General features: G+C 74.0%; 16 protein-coding genes. 3 read left to right on the top strand and 13 right to left on the bottom strand.

What is annotated here, in order from left to right:
* Window positions 1-91 precede the first annotated feature (91 nt).
* Together NT8_RS01435 and ligD are read right to left on the bottom strand one after the other, a co-directional pair.
* On the bottom strand, window positions 92-508 hold the full coding sequence (locus tag NT8_RS01435) for a hypothetical protein (RefSeq protein WP_067963197.1): 417 nt from the start codon (window positions 506-508) through the stop codon (window positions 92-94).
* Window positions 509-689: 181 nt separating this feature from the next.
* Complete coding sequence (gene ligD, locus NT8_RS01430) at window positions 690-1,613, bottom strand: non-homologous end-joining DNA ligase (protein ID WP_067963194.1); 924 nt, start codon at window positions 1,611-1,613, stop codon at window positions 690-692.
* A 92-nt stretch (window positions 1,614-1,705) separates the two neighbouring features.
* Here ligD and ku point away from each other — a divergent pair, with 92 nt between their 5' ends.
* Entirely contained in the window at window positions 1,706-2,812 is a 1,107-nt protein-coding gene (ku, locus tag NT8_RS01425; RefSeq protein WP_067963191.1) for a non-homologous end joining protein Ku, read from the top strand.
* A gap of 307 nt (window positions 2,813-3,119) precedes the next feature.
* On the opposite strand, the gene NT8_RS30555 is transcribed toward ku, so the two are convergent.
* The 5 genes from NT8_RS30555 to NT8_RS01395 form a co-directional block, all read right to left on the bottom strand.
* Complete coding sequence (locus NT8_RS30555) at window positions 3,120-4,568, bottom strand: ASCH domain-containing protein (RefSeq protein ID WP_245645989.1); 1,449 nt, start codon at window positions 4,566-4,568, stop codon at window positions 3,120-3,122.
* A gap of 4 nt (window positions 4,569-4,572) precedes the next feature.
* Window positions 4,573-5,169 (bottom strand): AAA family ATPase, encoded by a 597-nt coding sequence (locus tag NT8_RS01410; RefSeq protein WP_067963188.1) that lies wholly within the window; start codon window positions 5,167-5,169, stop codon window positions 4,573-4,575.
* Complete coding sequence (locus NT8_RS29720) at window positions 5,166-5,981, bottom strand: hypothetical protein (RefSeq protein ID WP_169805179.1); 816 nt, start codon at window positions 5,979-5,981, stop codon at window positions 5,166-5,168. The genes NT8_RS01410 and NT8_RS29720 overlap by 4 nt, the downstream gene beginning before the upstream one ends.
* 187 nt (window positions 5,982-6,168) lie before the next feature.
* Complete coding sequence (locus NT8_RS01400) at window positions 6,169-7,134, bottom strand: ATP-dependent DNA ligase (RefSeq protein WP_067963330.1); 966 nt, start codon at window positions 7,132-7,134, stop codon at window positions 6,169-6,171.
* Window positions 7,135-7,283: 149 nt separating this feature from the next.
* Complete coding sequence (locus NT8_RS01395; protein ID WP_067963182.1) at window positions 7,284-7,868, bottom strand: TetR/AcrR family transcriptional regulator; 585 nt, start codon at window positions 7,866-7,868, stop codon at window positions 7,284-7,286.
* A 115-nt stretch (window positions 7,869-7,983) separates the two neighbouring features.
* On the opposite strand from NT8_RS01395, the gene NT8_RS01390 reads away from it, so the two are divergent.
* A complete protein-coding gene (locus NT8_RS01390; RefSeq protein WP_067963180.1) occupies window positions 7,984-9,774 on the top strand; it encodes an ABC transporter ATP-binding protein in 1,791 nt (596 codons plus the stop codon).
* A 40-nt stretch (window positions 9,775-9,814) separates the two neighbouring features.
* Here the strand turns inward: NT8_RS01390 and NT8_RS01385 are convergent, their stop codons facing one another.
* The 6 genes from NT8_RS01385 to NT8_RS01360 all read right to left on the bottom strand — a co-directional run bounded on the left by NT8_RS01385 (window position 9,815) and on the right by NT8_RS01360 (window position 15,935).
* Window positions 9,815-10,486 carry a CatB-related O-acetyltransferase gene (locus NT8_RS01385; RefSeq protein WP_067963178.1) on the bottom strand — a complete coding sequence of 224 codons (672 nt, stop codon included), beginning with the start codon at window positions 10,484-10,486 and terminating at the stop codon, window positions 9,815-9,817.
* 125 nt (window positions 10,487-10,611) lie between these two features.
* The gene (locus NT8_RS01380; RefSeq protein WP_157515434.1) at window positions 10,612-12,273 is read right to left on the bottom strand and encodes an ABC-F family ATP-binding cassette domain-containing protein; all 1,662 of its coding nucleotides are present in this window, start codon (window positions 12,271-12,273) and stop codon (window positions 10,612-10,614) included.
* Between the two features lie 272 nt (window positions 12,274-12,545).
* On the bottom strand, window positions 12,546-13,364 hold the full coding sequence (locus tag NT8_RS01375; protein WP_067963173.1) for an energy-coupling factor ABC transporter ATP-binding protein: 819 nt from the start codon (window positions 13,362-13,364) through the stop codon (window positions 12,546-12,548).
* Window positions 13,361-14,218 (bottom strand): energy-coupling factor ABC transporter ATP-binding protein, encoded by an 858-nt coding sequence (locus NT8_RS01370; protein WP_067963171.1) that lies wholly within the window; start codon window positions 14,216-14,218, stop codon window positions 13,361-13,363. The genes NT8_RS01375 and NT8_RS01370 overlap by 4 nt, the downstream gene beginning before the upstream one ends.
* Window positions 14,215-15,003, bottom strand: coding sequence for an energy-coupling factor transporter transmembrane component T family protein (locus tag NT8_RS01365; RefSeq protein ID WP_067963168.1), 789 nt, complete (start codon window positions 15,001-15,003; stop codon window positions 14,215-14,217). Before NT8_RS01365 ends, NT8_RS01370 begins: the two co-directional genes overlap by 4 nt.
* The gene (locus NT8_RS01360; protein WP_174549499.1) at window positions 15,000-15,935 is read right to left on the bottom strand and encodes a histidine kinase; all 936 of its coding nucleotides are present in this window, start codon (window positions 15,933-15,935) and stop codon (window positions 15,000-15,002) included. Before NT8_RS01360 ends, NT8_RS01365 begins: the two co-directional genes overlap by 4 nt.
* A 332-nt stretch (window positions 15,936-16,267) precedes the next feature.
* Here NT8_RS01360 and NT8_RS01355 point away from each other — a divergent pair, with 332 nt between their 5' ends.
* Window positions 16,268-17,746, top strand: a complete 1,479-nt coding sequence (locus NT8_RS01355; RefSeq protein WP_067963165.1) for a polysaccharide deacetylase family protein — start codon at window positions 16,268-16,270, stop codon at window positions 17,744-17,746.
* The last annotated feature ends 74 nt before the right edge of the window (window positions 17,747-17,820 follow it).

Genomic DNA, 17,820 nt, shown 5'->3' with positions numbered 1-17,820 from the left:
GCCGCGCGGTCCCGCCCGGACCGCGGCCCGGTGGACCCCGCTGCGCCGCCGCGGGCCCGCGGCGGCGCGGGAGGCGTGGGTGGAGCGGGTCCTAGTACATGCTCGCGTAGGTGCTGAACCAGAGCCCGCCGTAGACGAGCACGTAGATCACCCCGATGACGGCGCAGACGCCGAACAGGATCCACGCGATGAGCGTGCAGGTGCGCGCCGAGGACGGGTTGCTGGACGCGGTGCTGGCGCCGACGATGCCCAGGATGATCCCGGGGACCGCGAACAGGCCGCACAGGCAGAGCATGCAGATGTTGGCGATGAGCGCGCCGACCGCGCTGCCCATGCTGGCGGGCGGTTCCCCGTAGGGCGGGCCCGGCGGGGGCGGGGGCGGCGGCGGCCCGTAGCCGCCGGGGCCTCCGGGCGGCGGCCCCCAGCCGCCGGAACCGTATCCGCCGGAGCCGTACGGGGGCTGCCCCCCGGTGCCGTAGGGAGGCTGTCCCCCGGTGCCGTAACTCATGCCGCCGCCTTCCTCGGGGTGCACGGGTGCGTGGTGACCGTACGCGATGTTCTCAGACCCGGCGCGGGCGTAGGCGGCGGAGCCGGGCGACCGGACGGTTCGTTACCGTTTCGGCGCCTTCGTCGCCGTACGGGGCGGCGGCGGGGCGGGCGCCGCACGGAGTACCGGCCGCCCGGGGCCGTCAGCCCCGGGCGGAGAGGCGTTCGACCGCCCGCCGGGGCGAGCGCGCGTGCCGGGCCATCGACCGCCAGGGGTCGTCGTCGGCGCGCGCGCCCAGGGTGCGCACGGTGAAGGCGCGGGCCGAGTCCAGGCCGTCCAGTTCGTCCCACGACAGCGGGGTGGCGACCGGGGCGCCGGGCAGCGCGCGCACCGAGTAGGGGGCGACGGCGAGCTGGGCGTAGCTGTTGCGCAGGTAGTCGATGAACAGCCGGCCGCGCCGCCGGTTCTTGCGGATGTGGGTGGTGAGGTCGTCCGGGCGGCGGTCGGCGGTGATCTCGGCGACGACGTGGGCGAGGTCGCGGGCCTGGTCGGTGTCGAGTTCGGGGCGGATCGGGGAGACGACGTGCAGCCCGCGCGAGCCGGTCGTCATGACGAACGCCGCCAGGCCGAGGCCGTCGAGGACCTCGCGCACGTCGCGGGCGGCGCGCCGGGCCGCGTCGAAGTCGTCGCCGGCGGGGTCGAGGTCGAGGATGATCCGGTCCGGGCGGCGCAGCTCGGGGACCTTGCTGAGCCAGGGGTGCAGGGTGATGGCGGCCTGGTCGGCGAGCCAGACCAGGGTGGCGGCGTCGTCGCAGACGAGCATGTCGGTGGTGGCGCCGGAGCCGCCGCGCGTCACCACGACGGAGTGCACCCAGGCGGGCGCGTGGGTCGGGCGGCGCTTGACGTAGAAGCCCTGCCCCTCGGCGTCGATGCCCTCGGGGAACCGCTGCACGGCGAGCGGGCGGCCGCGCAGGTGGCGCAGCATGGCCGGGGCGACCCGGGCGTAGTGGGCGGCGAGTTCGTACTTGGTGACGCCGCCGGGTCCGAACAACTCCTTGTCGGGGCGGCGGACGGGCACCGTGCGGTTCCCGGCGCGCAGCCGCTCCTCGGTCACGGTCGTCGCCATGGTGCCTCTCCCTCGGGTCGGTCTTTACCCGGCGGTCCGGGCGTTTTACCTGATAACGGGCATGGTCCTCTTCGACTGCGAGGAGGTGGCGCATGGCGACGCCGGTGTGGAAGGGGACCCTGTCGTTCGGTCTGGTGAGCGTCCCGGTGCGGCTGTTCGGGGCGAACGAGCGGCACGGGACGCGGTTCCACCAGTTCCAGCGGGGCACGTCGGACCGCATCCGCTACCGCCGGGTCAACGAGCGCACCGGCAAGGAGGTCGACCCGGCGGAGATCGTCAAGGGCGCGAAGGTCGAGGACGACGACGAGTACGTGGTGCTGGAGCCGGAGGAGCTGGAGTCGATCACCCCGGGCCGGTCGCGCACCCTGGAGATCTCGGCGTTCGTGCCCGCCGGGTCGGTCGAACCGCTGTGGTACGACTCCACCTACTACCTGGCGCCCGAGGCCAAGGCGTCGGCGAAGCCGTACAAGCTGCTGTGCGCCGCCCTGGAGCGCACCGGCCGGCTGGGGGTGGCGACGCTGGTGATGCGCGAGCGCCAGCACCTGGCGGTGATCGGCCCGCAGAACGGGGTGCTGACCCTGAGCACCCTGTGGTGGGCCGACGAGGTGCGCGACCCCGAGGAGACCCTGCCGGTGATCCCCGAGGCCGACCTGGCCGACCGCGAACTCGACCTGGCCGGGCAGCTCATCGAGGCCATGGCCGACGACTGGCATCCCGAGGACTACTCCGACGACTACCAGCGGCGCCTGGAGGAGCTGATCGAGGCCAAGCACGACGGCCGGCGGCTGCGCTACAGCGACGAGGGCCCGCCCCGGCAGCGGACCAACGTCGTGGAACTCACCGAGGCCCTCCGCGCCAGCCTGGGCGGCAAGGGCGGCAAGGGCGGCCGCACCAAGGGCCGCGCCACCCCGGAGGACCGCCCGGCCGACGGCCGCGAGACCGGCCGCCGGACCGGCGGCGGCCGGCGAGGGGGCGGCCGCTCGACCGGCGGCGGCCGGCGCGGGGGCACCGCCGGCGGGGAGCGAGCCACGAAGGCGCCCGCCCAGGGAACGGCCCCGGCCGCCGAGACGGCGGGGCTGTCCAAGAAGGAGCTGACCCGCCTCGCCGCCGACCTGGACGTCCCCGGCCGCTCCAAGATGTCCCGCGCCGACCTGGAGAAGGCGGTCGCCGACCGCCGCAGCACCCGCTCCGCCTCCTGACCCCCCACACCCCCGCCCCACCGCCACGGCACTCACGCTTCGAGGTCCAGGCCGGTGGGGACACGGGAAGGGCGGGGTCGATGGCGGCGCAGCGGGGGGCGGGGATCCGCGTCCCGCGCCCCGGCTGAGGACCGCCCCGCAGGCTCGGGTCATGACCGACCCCTTTTCGGACGTCCGGACTCGCTCGAAAGGGGAAGACTGACCGGCCGGAGTCACTCCATGTCCGGTAACGCCTTAAATCATGTTGACCCGCTCCGACGTGGGCCGCACGGGACGCCCTCCGCCACGGGCGCGCCGCCGCCTTGGTCTACGGGCCGACGAGTTCGATCCCGATCGCGACCACACCCAACGCCTCACGCTCCGGCGGGTAGATCTCCCGGATATTGCGCAACTGGTCGCTCTTCGAGGCCGTCGGATTGACCGATGAGACCGGCTCGTGCTCGAACATCTCCTCGAAGTCGGCGTACCGCGCGATCCGGGTGATGCGCGTGAGCACCTCTTCGTCGCGGCAGGTGAACCGCAACAGGTCACCGGTCTTGAGCCGCTTGCGCGACGAGTCGTCGACGCGGATCTCGGTCGTCTTCCTGCCCGAGGCGATCAGATCGAAGTACCGCTTGTAGATCCCCATCTCGTGCGCGCGGGGACGCTGTGCGAGGTCGGCGGGTCGGGAATGCATGAGTCGGCCCAATTCCTTGACGGTGAAGCTTCGGAAGAAGTGCTTGGGGTCGGTGAGCAGTTCACCGACAAGCCACAGAAGCGCGTCGACGTAGTCGTGCGTACCACCTCGCCACGTCGTCGTATCGAGCATCCACGGTTCGACGTCGGCCGGCAAGGAGTCGTCACCGCGGTCGCGCAGCAGGGATTTCGAGAGCTTGGCGCCCGTAGGGGCGAGCACCTGAGGGGTGAAGACGCGAAGCGGCATCCGTGCGCCCGGGGTGTCCAGAACCCCGAGAGCGCCGTCGACGAGCTGCGACCCGAAGGCCCAGTCGCCTCCCTTGAGCATTACGCGCAATGTGGTGCCGTCGCGTACGAGCAGACGCTCCTTGACGAGGTTCCGGTACAAGGTGGCCAGATCGATGTAGGCGTCGTTCTCAGGGTCGACGTCGACCTCGTACGGCCCGTGGTCGAGGCAGACGGCCGCGAATGCGGCGCCGTCGTCGTCTAGGTGAATGAGTCTCGTTCGGTCCGCGCGCTTCTCCGCCCAACCGCATGCGGAACAGGGGACGCGGACGTGCACGACCCCGTGCGAGGGTGCCATCCACCACCGGAACTCATCCATTCTCGCCAGGGTCCGGAGGAACTCCGCACGGAACGCCGGACTCGCCTGTTGGTCGGTATAGGTCTCCAGGGTGTAATCCGTCGCGGTCGCCTCCGACAGCGAGTCGAAGAACGCTCGGTAGTACCTGTCGATCAGTTCGTCGACCCCGGCCTTACCCAGCGCGTGGAAGTACGTGATCTGGTAGGCGTGATGGGTTTCGGGATCGAGGACGACGTCGTAGGGCGCGTTGTCGAGCGCCCCGAACCTCACCGACGTCTCGACCGGAAACTCGCGTCGCGCCGCCTTCGCGAGGAGGAACGCCGTCGCCTGGACCAGGTTGGTCCCCAGGTGAGGGGCGCCGTTGATCTGGGTTCCGACGACGAATTCGATGCGTCGAGGCCGCATTGCGTGGATGCGGGGCCGCAGCACGTCGATGCTGCGCAGCAGCGCGTTCGCCAGTACGGAGTTCGGTGAGATCAGCAGGGGGCGTGCCGGCACAGCGTCACCTCTGAGGTTTTGGTATGCGCACGTTGTTGAGGATGAAATCGAGCCGGTGTTCAGCGGACTCGGCGGGCACGAAGACGGGTTCATACCCGGCGTCGTAGTAGCCCTGCACGATCAACTCGTGTACCCGCCTGATCTCGCGCTCCTTGGCCCAGACGATGTCGTCGGGATCTTCGAAGGTGTCGAGAGGGTCGAGCACGAACACCGCGTCGTAGCGGTAGACGCGGTTCGCTTCCTCGAGTTGGGGAGTCGGCGACAGGCCGAAGAACCGCTCCCATCCATAGCTGTCCGGTATGCCGCGGTTATAGAAGCGGAACCCGTGCTTGTGGGCTTCGAACTCGGCCACGAAGGCGTCGAGGACCTCTGCGGCGTACTCGCGCCGGTCTTCGGCGCGCAGATGGCGGCCGAGGCGTTCCCGGTGCTTGCGATAGATCGCCCGTCCGGGCTCGGACTCCATGCACGGAATCCCGTGCTGGAGCACTTCGGCGATGACATCGTCCTTGCCCGCCGAAGGCCCGCCGGTGATGACGAATCTTCTCGGAGGCTGGGTTCTCGCGGCTTCGATCGCGGCGGTGAGCGGGTCGGGCTGTGTCATGGTGCTTCCTTGTCGGTGGTGCGTCGATCGAGCCACGGGTCCAACCAGGCGTTGCCCAGGGCGACCTCGGTACGCATGGCGGCGACGAAGCCTACGCGGTCGCGATGGGTCCGGGCGGTGCGGGTGAGCATGTCGATGTCTTCGGCGCCGAGTTCCGGTGTCCATCCGGCGAGCGCGGTCAGTCTCTCGGGCGTCACTTCGGTGAGCGCGCCGAAGCCGCCGGGCGGATAGGCGTCGAGGTAGTCCGCGATGTCGGCACGGAGGACGCCGTACCTCCATGCCGCCGTGATGGCCTGCCGAGCGACCTCCTGCCGATCAGCGCTCATCGCGGCCATTCGGTCGAGGGTCAGCAACTCGGCGCGCAAGGCGTAGACGGATGCCCATACGCGCGAGAGCTGCGCCTCGTGGTCGGTCAGCTCCCACGCGAACACGTCGGCGGGCAGGGACGGCATGGCGGTCGCGGCGCGGCTGAGTCGAGGAGCCACGATCGGCGTCAGTCGGAAGTGTTCGGAGTACTGCCACAGCATCCACGCGAGCCGTTCGACGAGCCGGGGCTCGACACGCTTGCGGAAGTGGTCGACATCGTGTCCGCACGCCAGCGCCGCTGCTTCACGCCGTCGGGTGAGGGTCGTCCCCGCCTTCCCGGGAGGCAGACCGAACAGGGCCCGGGCCGCATCGGCGTAACGGGCATCGTCGAAGCGCGCCAGCAGCGCGCGCAGGACCGTGTTCAGCGCGGCCGTGCGTGATGCGGCGTCAGCGGGGTCCGCCGCGCGCACCAGAACCGCACGCAGCGACAGCAGGGCGGGATCCACCACTCCCGGAGAAGCGGGTAGTCCCTTGCGCAGCAACGACGCCAGCGAGGGGTACAAGGGTGCGTCGTCGGAGCCGGGGGGTCGATCGAGGACCATATGGCCAGTCAACCATGACGCCCAGAGAATGCCCAGTCAATGCGCCCAGAAAATGCCCAGGAGAGTCAGGGCCTGCGTGCCAGCACCGCAGTCAAAATTCGAGGTCCAGGCCGGTGGGGACGTCGTGGGGGTGGACGTCGGAGCGGGGGCGGATGTAGGGGACGACGTGGCGCCAGCGGCCGGCGGAGACCGCCGGGTCGGGGGCGACCTCGACCACGAGTTCGGGTTCGACGCGGACGTAGGCGACGGGTTCGCCGCCGCCCCACGCGGTGGCGAGCCGGCGGGGCCACGGGTGGTCGTCGTCGGCGGCGCGGAGCAGGCCGGCGAGCGCGTCCTGCTGGTCGGCGCGGAGTTCGGCGGTGCGGCCGGCGATGCGCAGGTCGCCGGTCTCGGGGTCGCGGCGGCCCAGGATGAGCGCGCGCGGCCGCTCGGGCTGGCCGATGACCCCGCCCACGACGGCCTCGGTGGTCACCCGGTGCTTGTACTTGAGCCAGTCGCGGTGGCCGGGCCGGTAGGCCCGGCGGGCGTCCTTGGCGACCAGCCCCTCCACCCCGACGGCGGCCAGCCCGTCGAACCACTCGCGGGCGGTCCGCACGTCCGCGGTCTGCCAGCCGAGCATCAGCCGGGGGTCGTCGACCCCGTCGAACAGCTCCTTCAGGCGGGCGCGGCGGTGCGTCAGTGAGCGGCGGGCGAGGTCGGCGCCGGCCACCCGGAGCGCGTCGAAGGCGATGTAGTGGCACGGTTCGGTGGCGGCGAGGCCCCGGGCGGCGCGCGTCGATGCGCGGTTGCGGCGCTGGAGGGCGTCGAAGTCGAGGCCGCCCTCGCCGTCGGCGCCGCCCCAGCGGACGATCTCGCCGTCCAGGAGGGTGTCGTCGGGCAGCGCCCCGGCGAGTGCCTCGGCGACCTCGGGGAACTTCGGGTCGAGGCGCTTGCCGCTGCGCGAGGCGAGCACCGCCCGGCCGTGCCCGGTCTCGGCCAGCGCGCGGAAGCCGTCCCACTTGGGTTCGTACACCCAGTCGGGGCCTTCGGGCAGGTGGTCGGAGGTTCGGGCGAGCATGGGGCGCACGTGGGGAACCTGCCCGCGCCGGAGCGGGGGCCGCACGGCCTTGCCGGATCGTGGACCGATCCTTGCCCGGTGTTGCCTTGGACGGGTCGGTGCGCGATGACGCCCCGGTCGGGTCCGTGCCCGATGTCGTCCAGGTCGGGTCAGTCGGTGGCGGGCGGGCGGACGTGGAGGCCGTTCTCCAGGAGGTGGACGACGGTCTGGGCGACGCCGTGGCGGGGCAGCACGCCGCGGTCGGCGCCCTCGCACCCGGTGTAGACGAGCGCCCAGATGGCGGTCTCCAGCCACTCGGCCGGGACGCCGGAGAGGAAGACGCCCTCGTCCTGGCCGCGCCGGATCAGGTCGACGACCGGCTGGTCCGGGCCGTCGATGCTCCCGGGGTACAGCTCCTCGACCAGGTGGGCGTCGCTGAAGAGGAACAGCACGCGGTCGCCGACGTCGACCATGCCGGTGACGAGGCGCCGCACGGCCTCGGCGGGCGGCCCCTGCTCGGGGGCGGCGTCGCTGATGGCGGTGTCGATGGCGGCGATGGAGTCGGCGACCACGGCCCGCAGCAGGTCGTCGCGGTCGGCGAAGTAGCGGTGCAGCGTGCTCCGCCCGACGTCGGCGGCCCGGGCGATGTCGGCCAGCGTGGCCGTGCGGTCGCGGGCCAGCACGGCGGCGGCGGCGGACAGGATCGCGCGGCGGGTCCGGCCGCGCACACCCGAATGCGGGTCGCTGCTGCTCATGGCGGCAGGGTACCAGCGGGGCGTCCGTAATCGGTCAGCGAAGAATAATCATGAGACATCGGTGTCTCATAGAGGTACTCTGGAGTCTCAACCCCTTACGAAGATCGGAGACGCCGTGGACACCGAGACGGCCGACCCCCCGGCGGCCCCGCGCCGGGGCAACCTCGCGGCGCTGTGGTCCTACATGCGGCCGCATCGGGGCACCCTGGTCCTGGGCACCGTGCTGGGCCTGGCCACCACGGGCATGCACCTGGCCACCCCCCTGGTCACCAAGGCGATCCTGGACGGCCTGGGCAACGGCGCCCCGCTGGCCCCCTACGTCGGGCTGCTCGCCTTCCTGCTGGTCGCCGGGTCGGCGCTGGGCCTGTGGCAGTGGATCCTGCTCGGCCGCATGGGCGAGCAGGTCATCCTGGACGTGCGGACCTCCATGGTCCGCCGCCTGTTCCGGGTGCGCATCGCCGAGCTGACCGGGCGCTCCAGCGGCGAGTTCGTCACCCGGGTGACCTCCGACACCGTGCTGATGCGCGAGGCCGTCGCCTCCAGCCTGGTGGCGTTCGTCAACAGCGTCGTGGGCATCGGCGGCGCGCTGGTGCTCATGGGCACCCTCGACCTCGTGCTGCTGGGCGTGGTGGTGGGCACCGTCGCGACCGTCACCGCGCTGGTCATGCTGCTGATGCCGCGCCTGGCCGCCGCGCAGAAGGAGGCGCAGGCGGCGGTCGGCCGGCTCGGCGCCGCCCTGGAGGGCGCCATGCGCGCCATCCGCACGGTCAAGGCGAGCCGGGCCGAGGAGCGCGAGTCGGAGCGCATCGTCACCGAGGCGCGCGCCTCGGCCCGCGAGAGCGTGCGCGCCGTGCGGATCGAGGCCGTGGCGTGGACGCTGACCGGCGGCGGGGTCTCGCTGGCGATCATGCTGGTGCTGGCGTTCGGCGGGTACCGGGTGGGCATGGGCGCCCTGGAGGTCTCGGCGCTCGTCGCGTTCCTGCTGTACGCGTTCCAGCTGATGATGCCGGCGATGGAGCTGGCCCAGGTCGTCACCCAGCTCCAGTCGGGCATCGCGGCGGCCGCGCGGATCGCCGAGGTGGAGGGGATGGGGGTCGAGGACGACTCCGCCGCCGACGCCGCCACTCCCCCGGCCGCCCGGCCCGGCGCCCCCGTGCTCACATTCGACGGCGTGACCGCCCGCTACGCCCCGGGCACCGCTCCGGCGCTCAGCGGGGTGACGGTGGGCGTCGCCCGCACCGGGCACACCGCGATCGTCGGCCCCTCCGGCGCCGGCAAGACCACCATGTTCTCCCTGATGCTGCGCTTCCTCCACCCCGAGCAGGGCCGGGTGCTGCTCGACGGGGTCCCCCTGGCGGAGTGGCCGCTGGCGGAGCTGCGGCGGCGCATCGCCTACGTCGAGCAGGAGACCCCGCTGGTCCCCGGCACGCTCGCCGAGAACCTGCGCTACACGGCGGGCGAGGCCGACGAGGCCGCGCTGTGGGCGGCGCTGCGCGCGGTGCGGATGGACGACCGCGCCCGCGCCCTGCCGCAGGGGCTCGACACCCCGCTGGCGTCGGCCGAGCTGTCGGGCGGCGAACGGCAGCGGGTGGCCATCGCCCGCGCGCTGGTGGCCGAGCCGGAGGTGCTGCTGCTGGACGAGGCCACCGCCCAGCTCGACGGCCGCACCGAGGCCGCCGTGCAGCGGGCGATCCGCGAGATCTCCCGGCGCGGCGCCGTCGTGACCATCGCCCACCGGCTGTCCACGGTGGTCGACGCGGACCGCATCGTGGTCTTGGAGGCGGGCGGGGTGCGGGCCGCCGGCACGCACACCGAGCTGCTGCGCACCGACGCGCTCTACCGGGAGCTGGTCGAGGCGCTGCGGATCGCGGTGCCCCGCCCCGAGCCGGCGGCCGGACCGGCGTGAGGCCGCGCGGCGCGCGGGGCGACCCGCGCGCCGCACCGGCTCACCCGGCGCCGATGGCGCCGGTGGCGCGCAGCCGCTCGGCGATCGCGACGACCTCGTCGACGGTGCCGCCCATGAGCACGGCGGCGTGCTCGGTGACGGCGTCGACGGGCCAGTCCCACCACGCCGCGCGGATCAGCCGCTCGGCGTCCTCGGGGGTCCGGCGGTGGCGCACCACGCGCGCCGGGTTGCCGGCCACCACGGTGTAGGGGGCGACGTCGCGGGACACCACCGCGCCGGCGCCGATGATCGCGCCGTCCCCGATGGTCACCCCCGGCAGCACGGTGGCGTCGCGGCCGAACCACACGTCGTTGCCGACGACGGTGTCGCCGCGCCCCGGGTAGTTGGCGAGGAAGGTGTCCATGGTCCGGTCGCGCCACGCCCCCGGGAAGATCGAGAACGGGTAGGCCGACGGCCCCGAGGAGACGTGGTTGCCGTCCAGCGAGAAGCGGGTGCCGGCGGCGATCGAGCAGTACCGGCCGATCACCAGCCGCTCGGGGCCGTAGGCGTAGAGCATCCGCTCCTCCTCGAAGGAGCCGGTGTCCTCGGACGCGTCGTAGTAGGTGTACTCGCCCACCTCCAACAGGTCGGAGGTGACCGTGGGGCGGAGGAAGACGACGTGGCGGTCGCCTTCGGCGAAGGGGTGGACGGTGGTGGGGTCGGGTGCGGTCATGTGGGTCCTCTGTCGTTCTTCCGTCGTTGTTCCGGCCGGCCTGTCGGCCTGACCGGTCTGACCGGCCCGTCCGGCCTGTCGCGGGCCGTCGGCGCGGGCGGTGCGCGGGCGCCGGGTACGCCCGGTCAGGCGGGCGCGGGCACGTGCTCGCGCACCCGGCCGCCGGCCAGCCGGATCTCGGCGCCGGACCAGCCGCGCCGCAGCCAGCGGTCGTGGCTGGCGACCACGACCGCGCCGGGCGCGGTGCCCAGCGCCTCCTCCAGTTCGTCGGCCAGCCCCGGCGAGAGGTGGTTGGTGGGTTCGTCCAGCAGCAGCACCTGCGGGGCGGTGGCCACCAGCAGCGCCAGGGCGAGGCGGCGCCGCTGCCCCACGCTGAGCACCCCCACCGGCCGGTCGGCGTCGCGCGCCGGGATCAGGCCGAGGTCGGCCAGGCGCGGGGCGCCGGGGCGGCCGGCGGTCATCGCGTCGTAGTAGCGCTGCGCGGTGGGGGCGGGGTCGGCGAAGCGGACGTCCTGCTCCAGCAGGGCGACCGTGGCGCCGGGTCGCCACGTAACCGTGCCGCCGCCGGGGTCGAGGCGGCGCGCGAGGACCGCGAGCAGCGTGGACTTGCCCGACCCGTTGGGCCCGGTGACGAGCAGCCGCCCGTCGGCGGGCAGGTCGAGTCGGTCCAGCCGCAGGCGCCCCGGGACGTCCACGTCGCGCGCGCCGATCACGGTGCCGCCGCCCGGGGTGCCGCCGGTGAGGGCGGCGCCGAACGACAGCGGCACGGGCGGGGCGGGGACCTGGTCGCGTTCGAGGTCGGCGAGCCGGCGCTCGGCGTTGCGGACGCGGCGGGAGAGCTGCTTCTCGACCCGCCCGCCGTGGTAGCCGTACTGCATCTTGTCGCGGTCGCGCGACACGCGGGCGGGCGCGACCCGGCGCGCCGTGGTGTCGACCGACTCGCGCAGGTGCCGCAGCTCGGCCTGCTCGGCGCGGTACCGCTCGGCCCAGCGCGCGCGTTCGGCGCGCTTCTCCCGCAGGTGGTCGGAGTAGGAGCCGCCGTGCACGGCCGGCCCGCCGAGGGCCGGGTCGAGATCGAGGACGCCGGTGCACACGCGCTCCAGGAACATGCGGTCGTGGCCGGCCAGCACGACCGCCCCGGGCAGGGCGGCGAGGTGGTCCTCCAGGAACGCGACGCCGTCGTCGTCGAGGTGGTTGGTGGGCTCGTCCAGCAGCAGCGCCCGCGGCCGCCGGATCAGCAGCTCGGCGAGCGCGAGCCGGCTGCGCTGCCCGCCGGACAGCGTGGCGAGGGTCCGCCCGGGGTCGATGCCGGCGAGGCCCAGCCCGGCGAGCACCACGTCGGCCCGGCGGTCGGCGTCCCAGACGTCGGAGAACTCGGCCAGCGCCAGGGCGCGGGCGTAGGCGTCGAGCGCGGCGGGGTCGTCGGGGCGCGCCTCCAGTTCGGCGGTGCGCTCCCGCAGGCCGGCCTCGATGCGCCGGACCGGGGCCAGCGCCGCCTCGACCACCCCGCGCAGCTCGGTGCCGCCGGGGTGGAGCGGCTCCTGGTGCAGGAACCCGGTGTCGTCGGGGCGGCCGGCCTCGCCGGAGTCGGGCTCGTCGAGCCCGGCGAGCAGCCGCAGCAGCGTGGTCTTGCCGGTGCCGTTCTCGCCGACGAGGCCCAGGCGCGCCCCCGGCGCGGCGTCCAGGGAGACCCCGGAGAGCACGGTACGGCCGTCGCGGGAGACGGTGAGGTCCCGGGCGCGCACGAGCGGCGGGGGCGGGGCGGGGCTGGTTTCGCGGGCCGTCATGGGCGGCCACCTCCTCATGCTGCGGAGGCGGGCCTCGGGGCGTGTGCGCGGGAGCGGGACGGGCGGGCCGGGACGGTCGCGCGGGACACGGCATCGAGGCCACACCGATGGGGTTTCGGGTCGCCCGCCGGGCACGGGCCGCGCCCTCGGGGGGCGGGCCGCCGCGGACGCGGGCGGTGGTCTCGATGTCAGTTGCGCACGGCAGGCACTCTAGACACCGGCGCGGGCCGGCGCAACCGCCGGCCCGGCGCGGCGGGGCGCGCGAGGGCCGGTCAGCCGCGGCCGGAGGGGCCCGCCCGCAGCGCGTCGAGGAACTCCGGCACCGTGGTGACCGGCCGCGCCCAGCCGAGTTCGGCGGCCAGGCGGAGCATCTGCGGCGGCTCCACCCGGGCGCGCTCCAGGTCGGCCGACCGGGTGAAGACCTCGCCGGGGGTGCCGTCGGCGATCACCCGGCCCTGCGCCATGACGACGACGCGGGCGAAGTTCTCGGCGACGAAGTCCATGTCGTGGCTGACCGCGACGACGGTGCGCCCCTCGTCGCGCAGCGCGGCGACGATGCGGGCGATGCGGGTGACCGCGGCGTGGTCCTGGCCGGTGGTGGGCTCGTCCAGGACGACCACGGGGGTGTCCATGGCGAGCACGGCGGCCAGCGCCACCCGCTTCCGGTCGGCGGGCGAGAGGTGGTAGGGGTGGTGGTCGGCGAACGGGGTGAGGCCGGTGGCCTCCAGCGCCCGGTCGGCCAGCCGCCGGGCCTCCTCCTCGCCCCGCCCGAGGTTGCGCGGGCCGAACTCCACGTCGGCGCGCACGGTCGAGGCGAACAACTGCTCGGCGGGGTTCTGGAAGACGTAGCCGACCGACGCCGACAGCGAGGCGATGCTGCGCTCCGCGGTGTCGCGCCCGTCCAGCCGGACCGTTCCGGAGGTGGGCCGGTGGATGCCGTTGAGGTGGCGGGCCAGGGTGGTCTTGCCGGCCCCGTTCTGCCCGATGACTGCGACGGTCTCGCCCGGGTCGATCCGCAGGTCGACCCCGTCGAGCGCGGTGACGCCGCTGGGGTAGCGGAACACCAGGTCCTCGATGGCGATGGCGGTCATTCCAGTTCTCCGTTCGCGGCGGCCCGGAACCCGGCGGCGGCGCCGTCGAGGGTGGCGGGCAGCGGCCGGGACCGCGGCCACAGCCCGTCGCGGCGCGCCTCGGCGGCGGCCGCGGTGAACCGGGTGCGGCCGATGCCCCACGCGTCGAGCCGCGGGTCGGTGAGGATGTCGGCGGGCGGGCCCTCGGCGACGATGCGGCCGTCCGCGATGACGTGCAGCTCGTCGGCGTGCTCGGCGAGCAGCTCCAGCCCGTGCTCGACCAGCAGGACGGTCATCCCGGTGGCGCGGACGGCGGCCAGCGCCTCGACCACCATGCGCGACCCCGCCGGGTCGAGCTGGGAGGTGGGCTCGTCCAGCACCAGCACCTCGGGGCGCATGACGAGCATGGAGGCGACCGCGACGACCTGCTGCTGCCCGCCGGACAGCTCGTAGGGCGAGCGGTCGGCCAGGGGGGCGATGCGCAGCCGCTCCATGACCTCGTCGACCCGGCGCACCATCTCGCCCCGTTCGACGCCGAGGTTCTCGCAGCCGAACGCGATCTCCTCGCGGACGGTGAACCGGGCGCCGGAGATCTGGTCGAACGGGTCCTGCTGCACCAGCCCCACCCGGGTGACGAGGTCGGGCAGCGGGGTGTCGGCCACGACCAGGTCGCCGACGGTGACCTCGCCGGTGGACTCCCCGCCCTGCGCGTGCGGGATGAACCCGGCGGCGGCCATGGCCAGGGTGGACTTGCCCGACCCGCTCGCGCCGACCAGGCCGTGGAAGCGGCCGGGGCGCACCTCCAGGTCGACGCCGTGCAGCACCGGGGCCTCGCCCGTGGGGTAGGCGTAGGTGAAGTCGCGGAAGCGGATCACGAGAAGACCCCCAGCGTGTTCAGGACGATCACGAGGACCGCGAGGGCGAGCATCGCCCAGCGGGCCGCGCGCTGGGCGGCGGAGTCGGGGACGACGGTGTAGGCGGTGGGCCGCACCGGCCGGCCGAAGGCCCGCGACTCCATGGCGATCGACCGGTTCTCGACGTCGGTGAGCGCGCCGAGCAGCAGCGGCCCCATGAGCGGCAGCAGCCGGCGGACCCGGGCGGCCGCGCCCCCGGCGCGGACCTCCAGGCCGCGGGCCTGCTGGGCCTGCATGATGGCGTTGGCGCGGGCCTGGAAGGACGGGATGATCTGCAGGGTCGCGGAGACCACGTAGGCGATCTTGGGCGGCAGCCCGGCCTGCTGCATGGCCGACATCAGCGTGCCGGGGTGGGTGGTGAGCAGCAGCAGGACGAACGCGGCCACCATGACCAGCAGGCGCAGCGCGGTGGTGCCCGCGAAGACCAGCCCCTCGGTCTTCACCTCCAGCGGGCCCAGATGCAGCAGGACCGTTCCGGGCTCGGGGTAGGTGAGGCCCTGCAGGAGGAACAGGATCACCAGGAACGGGGCGAAGAAGCCAAGGACCATCCGGACGAACCGCCCGGCCACGCCGGCGATCACCGCGCCGGGGACCTCCAGGAGCAGGAACAGGGCGGCGGGCCACCACAGCCGTTCGACGCCGAACGCGGCGATGGTGACGGCGGCGACGAACGCGAGCTTGGTGACCGGGTTGAGCCGGTGCACCCAGCTGTCGCCGGCCCGGTAGAACTGCAGGGTGGTGCTCATCGGTGCCCACCTCCGGTCGTGCCGTCCCCGGCGTCCGGGTCCGCCGCCCCCGGTGGCGCGCCGGCGGGCGGCGGACCCGGGTCGGCCGGGGCCGGGTCGGCCGGGGCCGGGGCCTCGGCGCCGGAGCGGGCCAGCACCGAGGCGGCGCGCGGCCGGAACACCGCGTGGGCGCGGGCGAACGGGAAGCGCTGCGAGAACCGCGCGGGCAGCGCGCGCAGGATGACGATGGCGACCAGGAAGCTGATGGCCTTGTCCACCGGGTCGACGGTGAGGCCCTGGCCGATGGAGGCGCCGAGCGTGTCGAAGCCCATCGCCTGGAACACGGCCACGATGAGCGAGCGGCCCGCCGACGCGTTGGCGCCGCCGAACACGAACGCCGAGATCGGCCCGGAGACGAACGCGGCGACCACGCCGGTGGCGAGCCCGGCGGCCACGCCGGTGACCACGCGCCGGGTCCACCCCCAGCGGGCGAACAGGCCGGCCAGGAGGCCGATGGCGACCTGGGTGGTGGAGAACGGGAGCGAGGCGGGGCTGATGCTGATGCCCCAGATGACGTTGCTGAGCGCGCCGGTGGCGGCGCCGGCCGCCGGCCCGGCGAGCAGGCCGACGAGGACCGTGCCGATGGAGTCGAGGTAGAGCGGCAGCCCGACCATGTTGTTGATCTGGCCGGCCACGATGTTGATGGCGATGGCGATCGGCAGCAGGGTGACGGTCGACGTCGGCATGCGCGACATGGCCCCGGCGATGATCAGGGCGGAGCCCACGAGGTAGCCGGCGAGGGCGATGAGGGCGGCGGGCCCCACCCCGGCGCCGCCCACCAGGCTCTCGGGCCGCCACAGCACCAGGTAGAGGTAGGTGGCCGCGATGACGGCCGAACCCGCCGTGATCGGCAGCCACGGCGGCAGGCGCCGGGCCGCCGGGGTGTTCGTCATGGTGCCCCCGGTCGCCGACCGCGGGAGGTCCGGTCGCGGTCGGGCGCGGCGCGGCCTCCCGGGTGAAGAGTGCGTTCAACGCTATACGTCGCAGAAAATACCATTTCACGCGCGTGCGGCCGGAGGCGCCGCCCCGTCCCGCGCGCCGCCCGATCCGCGCGACGCGCCGTTTCGCCCGGGCCGTAGGGCCCCGCCACGCAGCGACCGAAATGATTGCCCGGGTGCCCCCACCGCCGTATCGTCACGATACGGAGTCGTTCGAACACCCTGCGCCACGTCCGTGTCGCGCTCCGCTGTCCGAACCGGTCGTTTCCACCCTGATGAGGCCACCCATGGAGTTGCGCATCCCGACACACGTCCGGGCCGTGCTGAGCGTCGGCGCCGGTCTGAGTCTCCTCGCCCTGACCGGCTGCTCCATCTTCGGCGGGTCGGACGGCGGCCCCGTCGTCGTGGAGCCGCGGTGGATCAACGGCCTGGAGATGCGGCAGAGCACCGCCAGCCACGACGGCATCAGCGTCAGCGCCGAGCACCCGCAGATCCCCGGCGCCCAGGAGTTCAGCACCGAGCTGCGCACCCTGATGGCCGAGAACCAGACCGCGTTCCTGACCGGCGAGGACCGCGGCGACGCGACCGACCTGAAGCAGACCACCACGTTCCTCGCCGCGTCGCCGGAGGTGCTGGGCGCCCGGGTGGCCAGCGTCCGCACGGCCGGGTCCGCGACCGTCACCGAGGCCACCACCCGGTGGTACGACGTCGCCGAGCAGGCGGTGCTGCCCTGGACCGCGCTGTTCCGGGGCCGCGACGCGGTCGCCGACGTCGAGCAGGAGGTGTCGCGCGTCCTGCGCGAGGACGAGGAGGTCCCGCCCGAGGACCTGCCCGCCGGTCTGCCCACCGCCGACCCCGAGCCCGGCCCGACCCCGCCGCCCGCGCCCGCCGCCATGCCGGCCGACCAGGCGTGGGAGCTGGCCGACGAACTGGCCGACTCCCCCGTCCGCGACCTCGGCTTCACCCAGGACGGCGACCTCACCGTGGCCTTCCCCCCGGGCACCATCCCCGGGCGCACCGAGGAGACCCGGGTGGCCCTGGACTCCGACGTCACCGAGCCCCTGCTGTCGACGTTCGGCGCCAAGGCCCGCACGGCCGCGACCGCCGAGCTGCAGCGGGTCGACCTCGGCGGCTCCGACGCCGCCGGCGCGCCCGCGCGCACCCTGGACTGCGACCGCGTGCCGTGCGTGGCCCTCACCTTCGACGACGGCCCCGGCGAGCACACCGAGCGGCTGCTGGACGAGCTGGACGCCTACTCCGCCAAGGCCACGTTCTACGTGCTGGGCACCATGGTCGAGGCGATGCCCGACGTGGTCGCCCGCGCCGCCGAGGAGGGCCACGAGATCGGCGGCCACTCCTGGGACCACGACGACCTGGCGACCAAGACCGGCCCCGAGGTGGCCGAGGACAACAAGCGCACCGCCGCGGCCATCGAGGAGGCCGCGGGCGCGCCGCCGCGCACCATGCGCCCGCCCTACGGCACCTACTCGGACGCCAGCCTGGAGAACACCGATCTGCCGGTCATCCTCTGGGACGTCGACACCCAGGACTGGCGGACCGAGAAGCCCGAGAAGATCGTCGAGACCACCGTGAAGGGGACCACGCCGGGCAGCATCGTGGCGCTGCACGACATCCACCCGCAGAGCGTCGACGCGGTCCCCGGCATCCTCCGGGAGCTGCACGCGAAGGGGTACCACTTCGTGACGGTGTCGGAGCTGTTCGGTGACGGCGAGCTGAAGGCCGGCACCACCTACCGGCGCCGCTGAGGCCCGACCGCACCGGGGCGCCGTCCGCGACGAGCGGGCGGCGCCCCGCCGCGTGCGCGCCCGCCCCTCCCCCC

It is taken from the genome of Nocardiopsis trehalosi NBRC 14201 (assembly GCF_001552555.1).
GTDB classification, from domain to species: Bacteria; Actinomycetota; Actinomycetes; order Streptosporangiales; family Streptosporangiaceae; genus Nocardiopsis_B; species Nocardiopsis_B trehalosi.
Note: the sequence above shows the minus strand (reverse complement) of the source record. Positions and strands in the feature narration are given on the sequence as shown.

Excerpts from the sequence above, each read along its gene's own strand:
- NT8_RS01435 (WP_067963197.1), bottom strand. The coding sequence starts at position 508 with ATGAGTTACGGCACCGGGGGACAGCCTCCCTACGGCACCGGGGGGCAG.
- ligD (WP_067963194.1), bottom strand. The coding sequence starts at position 1,613 with ATGGCGACGACCGTGACCGAGGAGCGGCTGCGCGCCGGGAACCGCACG.
- ku (WP_067963191.1), top strand. The coding sequence starts at position 1,706 with ATGGCGACGCCGGTGTGGAAGGGGACCCTGTCGTTCGGTCTGGTGAGC.
- NT8_RS01410 (WP_067963188.1), bottom strand. The coding sequence starts at position 5,169 with ATGACACAGCCCGACCCGCTCACCGCCGCGATCGAAGCCGCGAGAACC.
- NT8_RS01400 (WP_067963330.1), bottom strand. The coding sequence starts at position 7,134 with ATGCTCGCCCGAACCTCCGACCACCTGCCCGAAGGCCCCGACTGGGTG.
- NT8_RS01395 (WP_067963182.1), bottom strand. The coding sequence starts at position 7,868 with ATGAGCAGCAGCGACCCGCATTCGGGTGTGCGCGGCCGGACCCGCCGC.
- NT8_RS01385 (WP_067963178.1), bottom strand. The coding sequence starts at position 10,486 with ATGACCGCACCCGACCCCACCACCGTCCACCCCTTCGCCGAAGGCGAC.
- NT8_RS01380 (WP_157515434.1), bottom strand. The coding sequence starts at position 12,273 with ATGACGGCCCGCGAAACCAGCCCCGCCCCGCCCCCGCCGCTCGTGCGC.
- NT8_RS01375 (WP_067963173.1), bottom strand. The coding sequence starts at position 13,364 with ATGACCGCCATCGCCATCGAGGACCTGGTGTTCCGCTACCCCAGCGGC.
- NT8_RS01365 (WP_067963168.1), bottom strand. The coding sequence starts at position 15,003 with ATGAGCACCACCCTGCAGTTCTACCGGGCCGGCGACAGCTGGGTGCAC.
- NT8_RS01360 (WP_174549499.1), bottom strand. The coding sequence starts at position 15,935 with ATGACGAACACCCCGGCGGCCCGGCGCCTGCCGCCGTGGCTGCCGATC.
- NT8_RS01355 (WP_067963165.1), top strand. The coding sequence starts at position 16,268 with ATGGAGTTGCGCATCCCGACACACGTCCGGGCCGTGCTGAGCGTCGGC.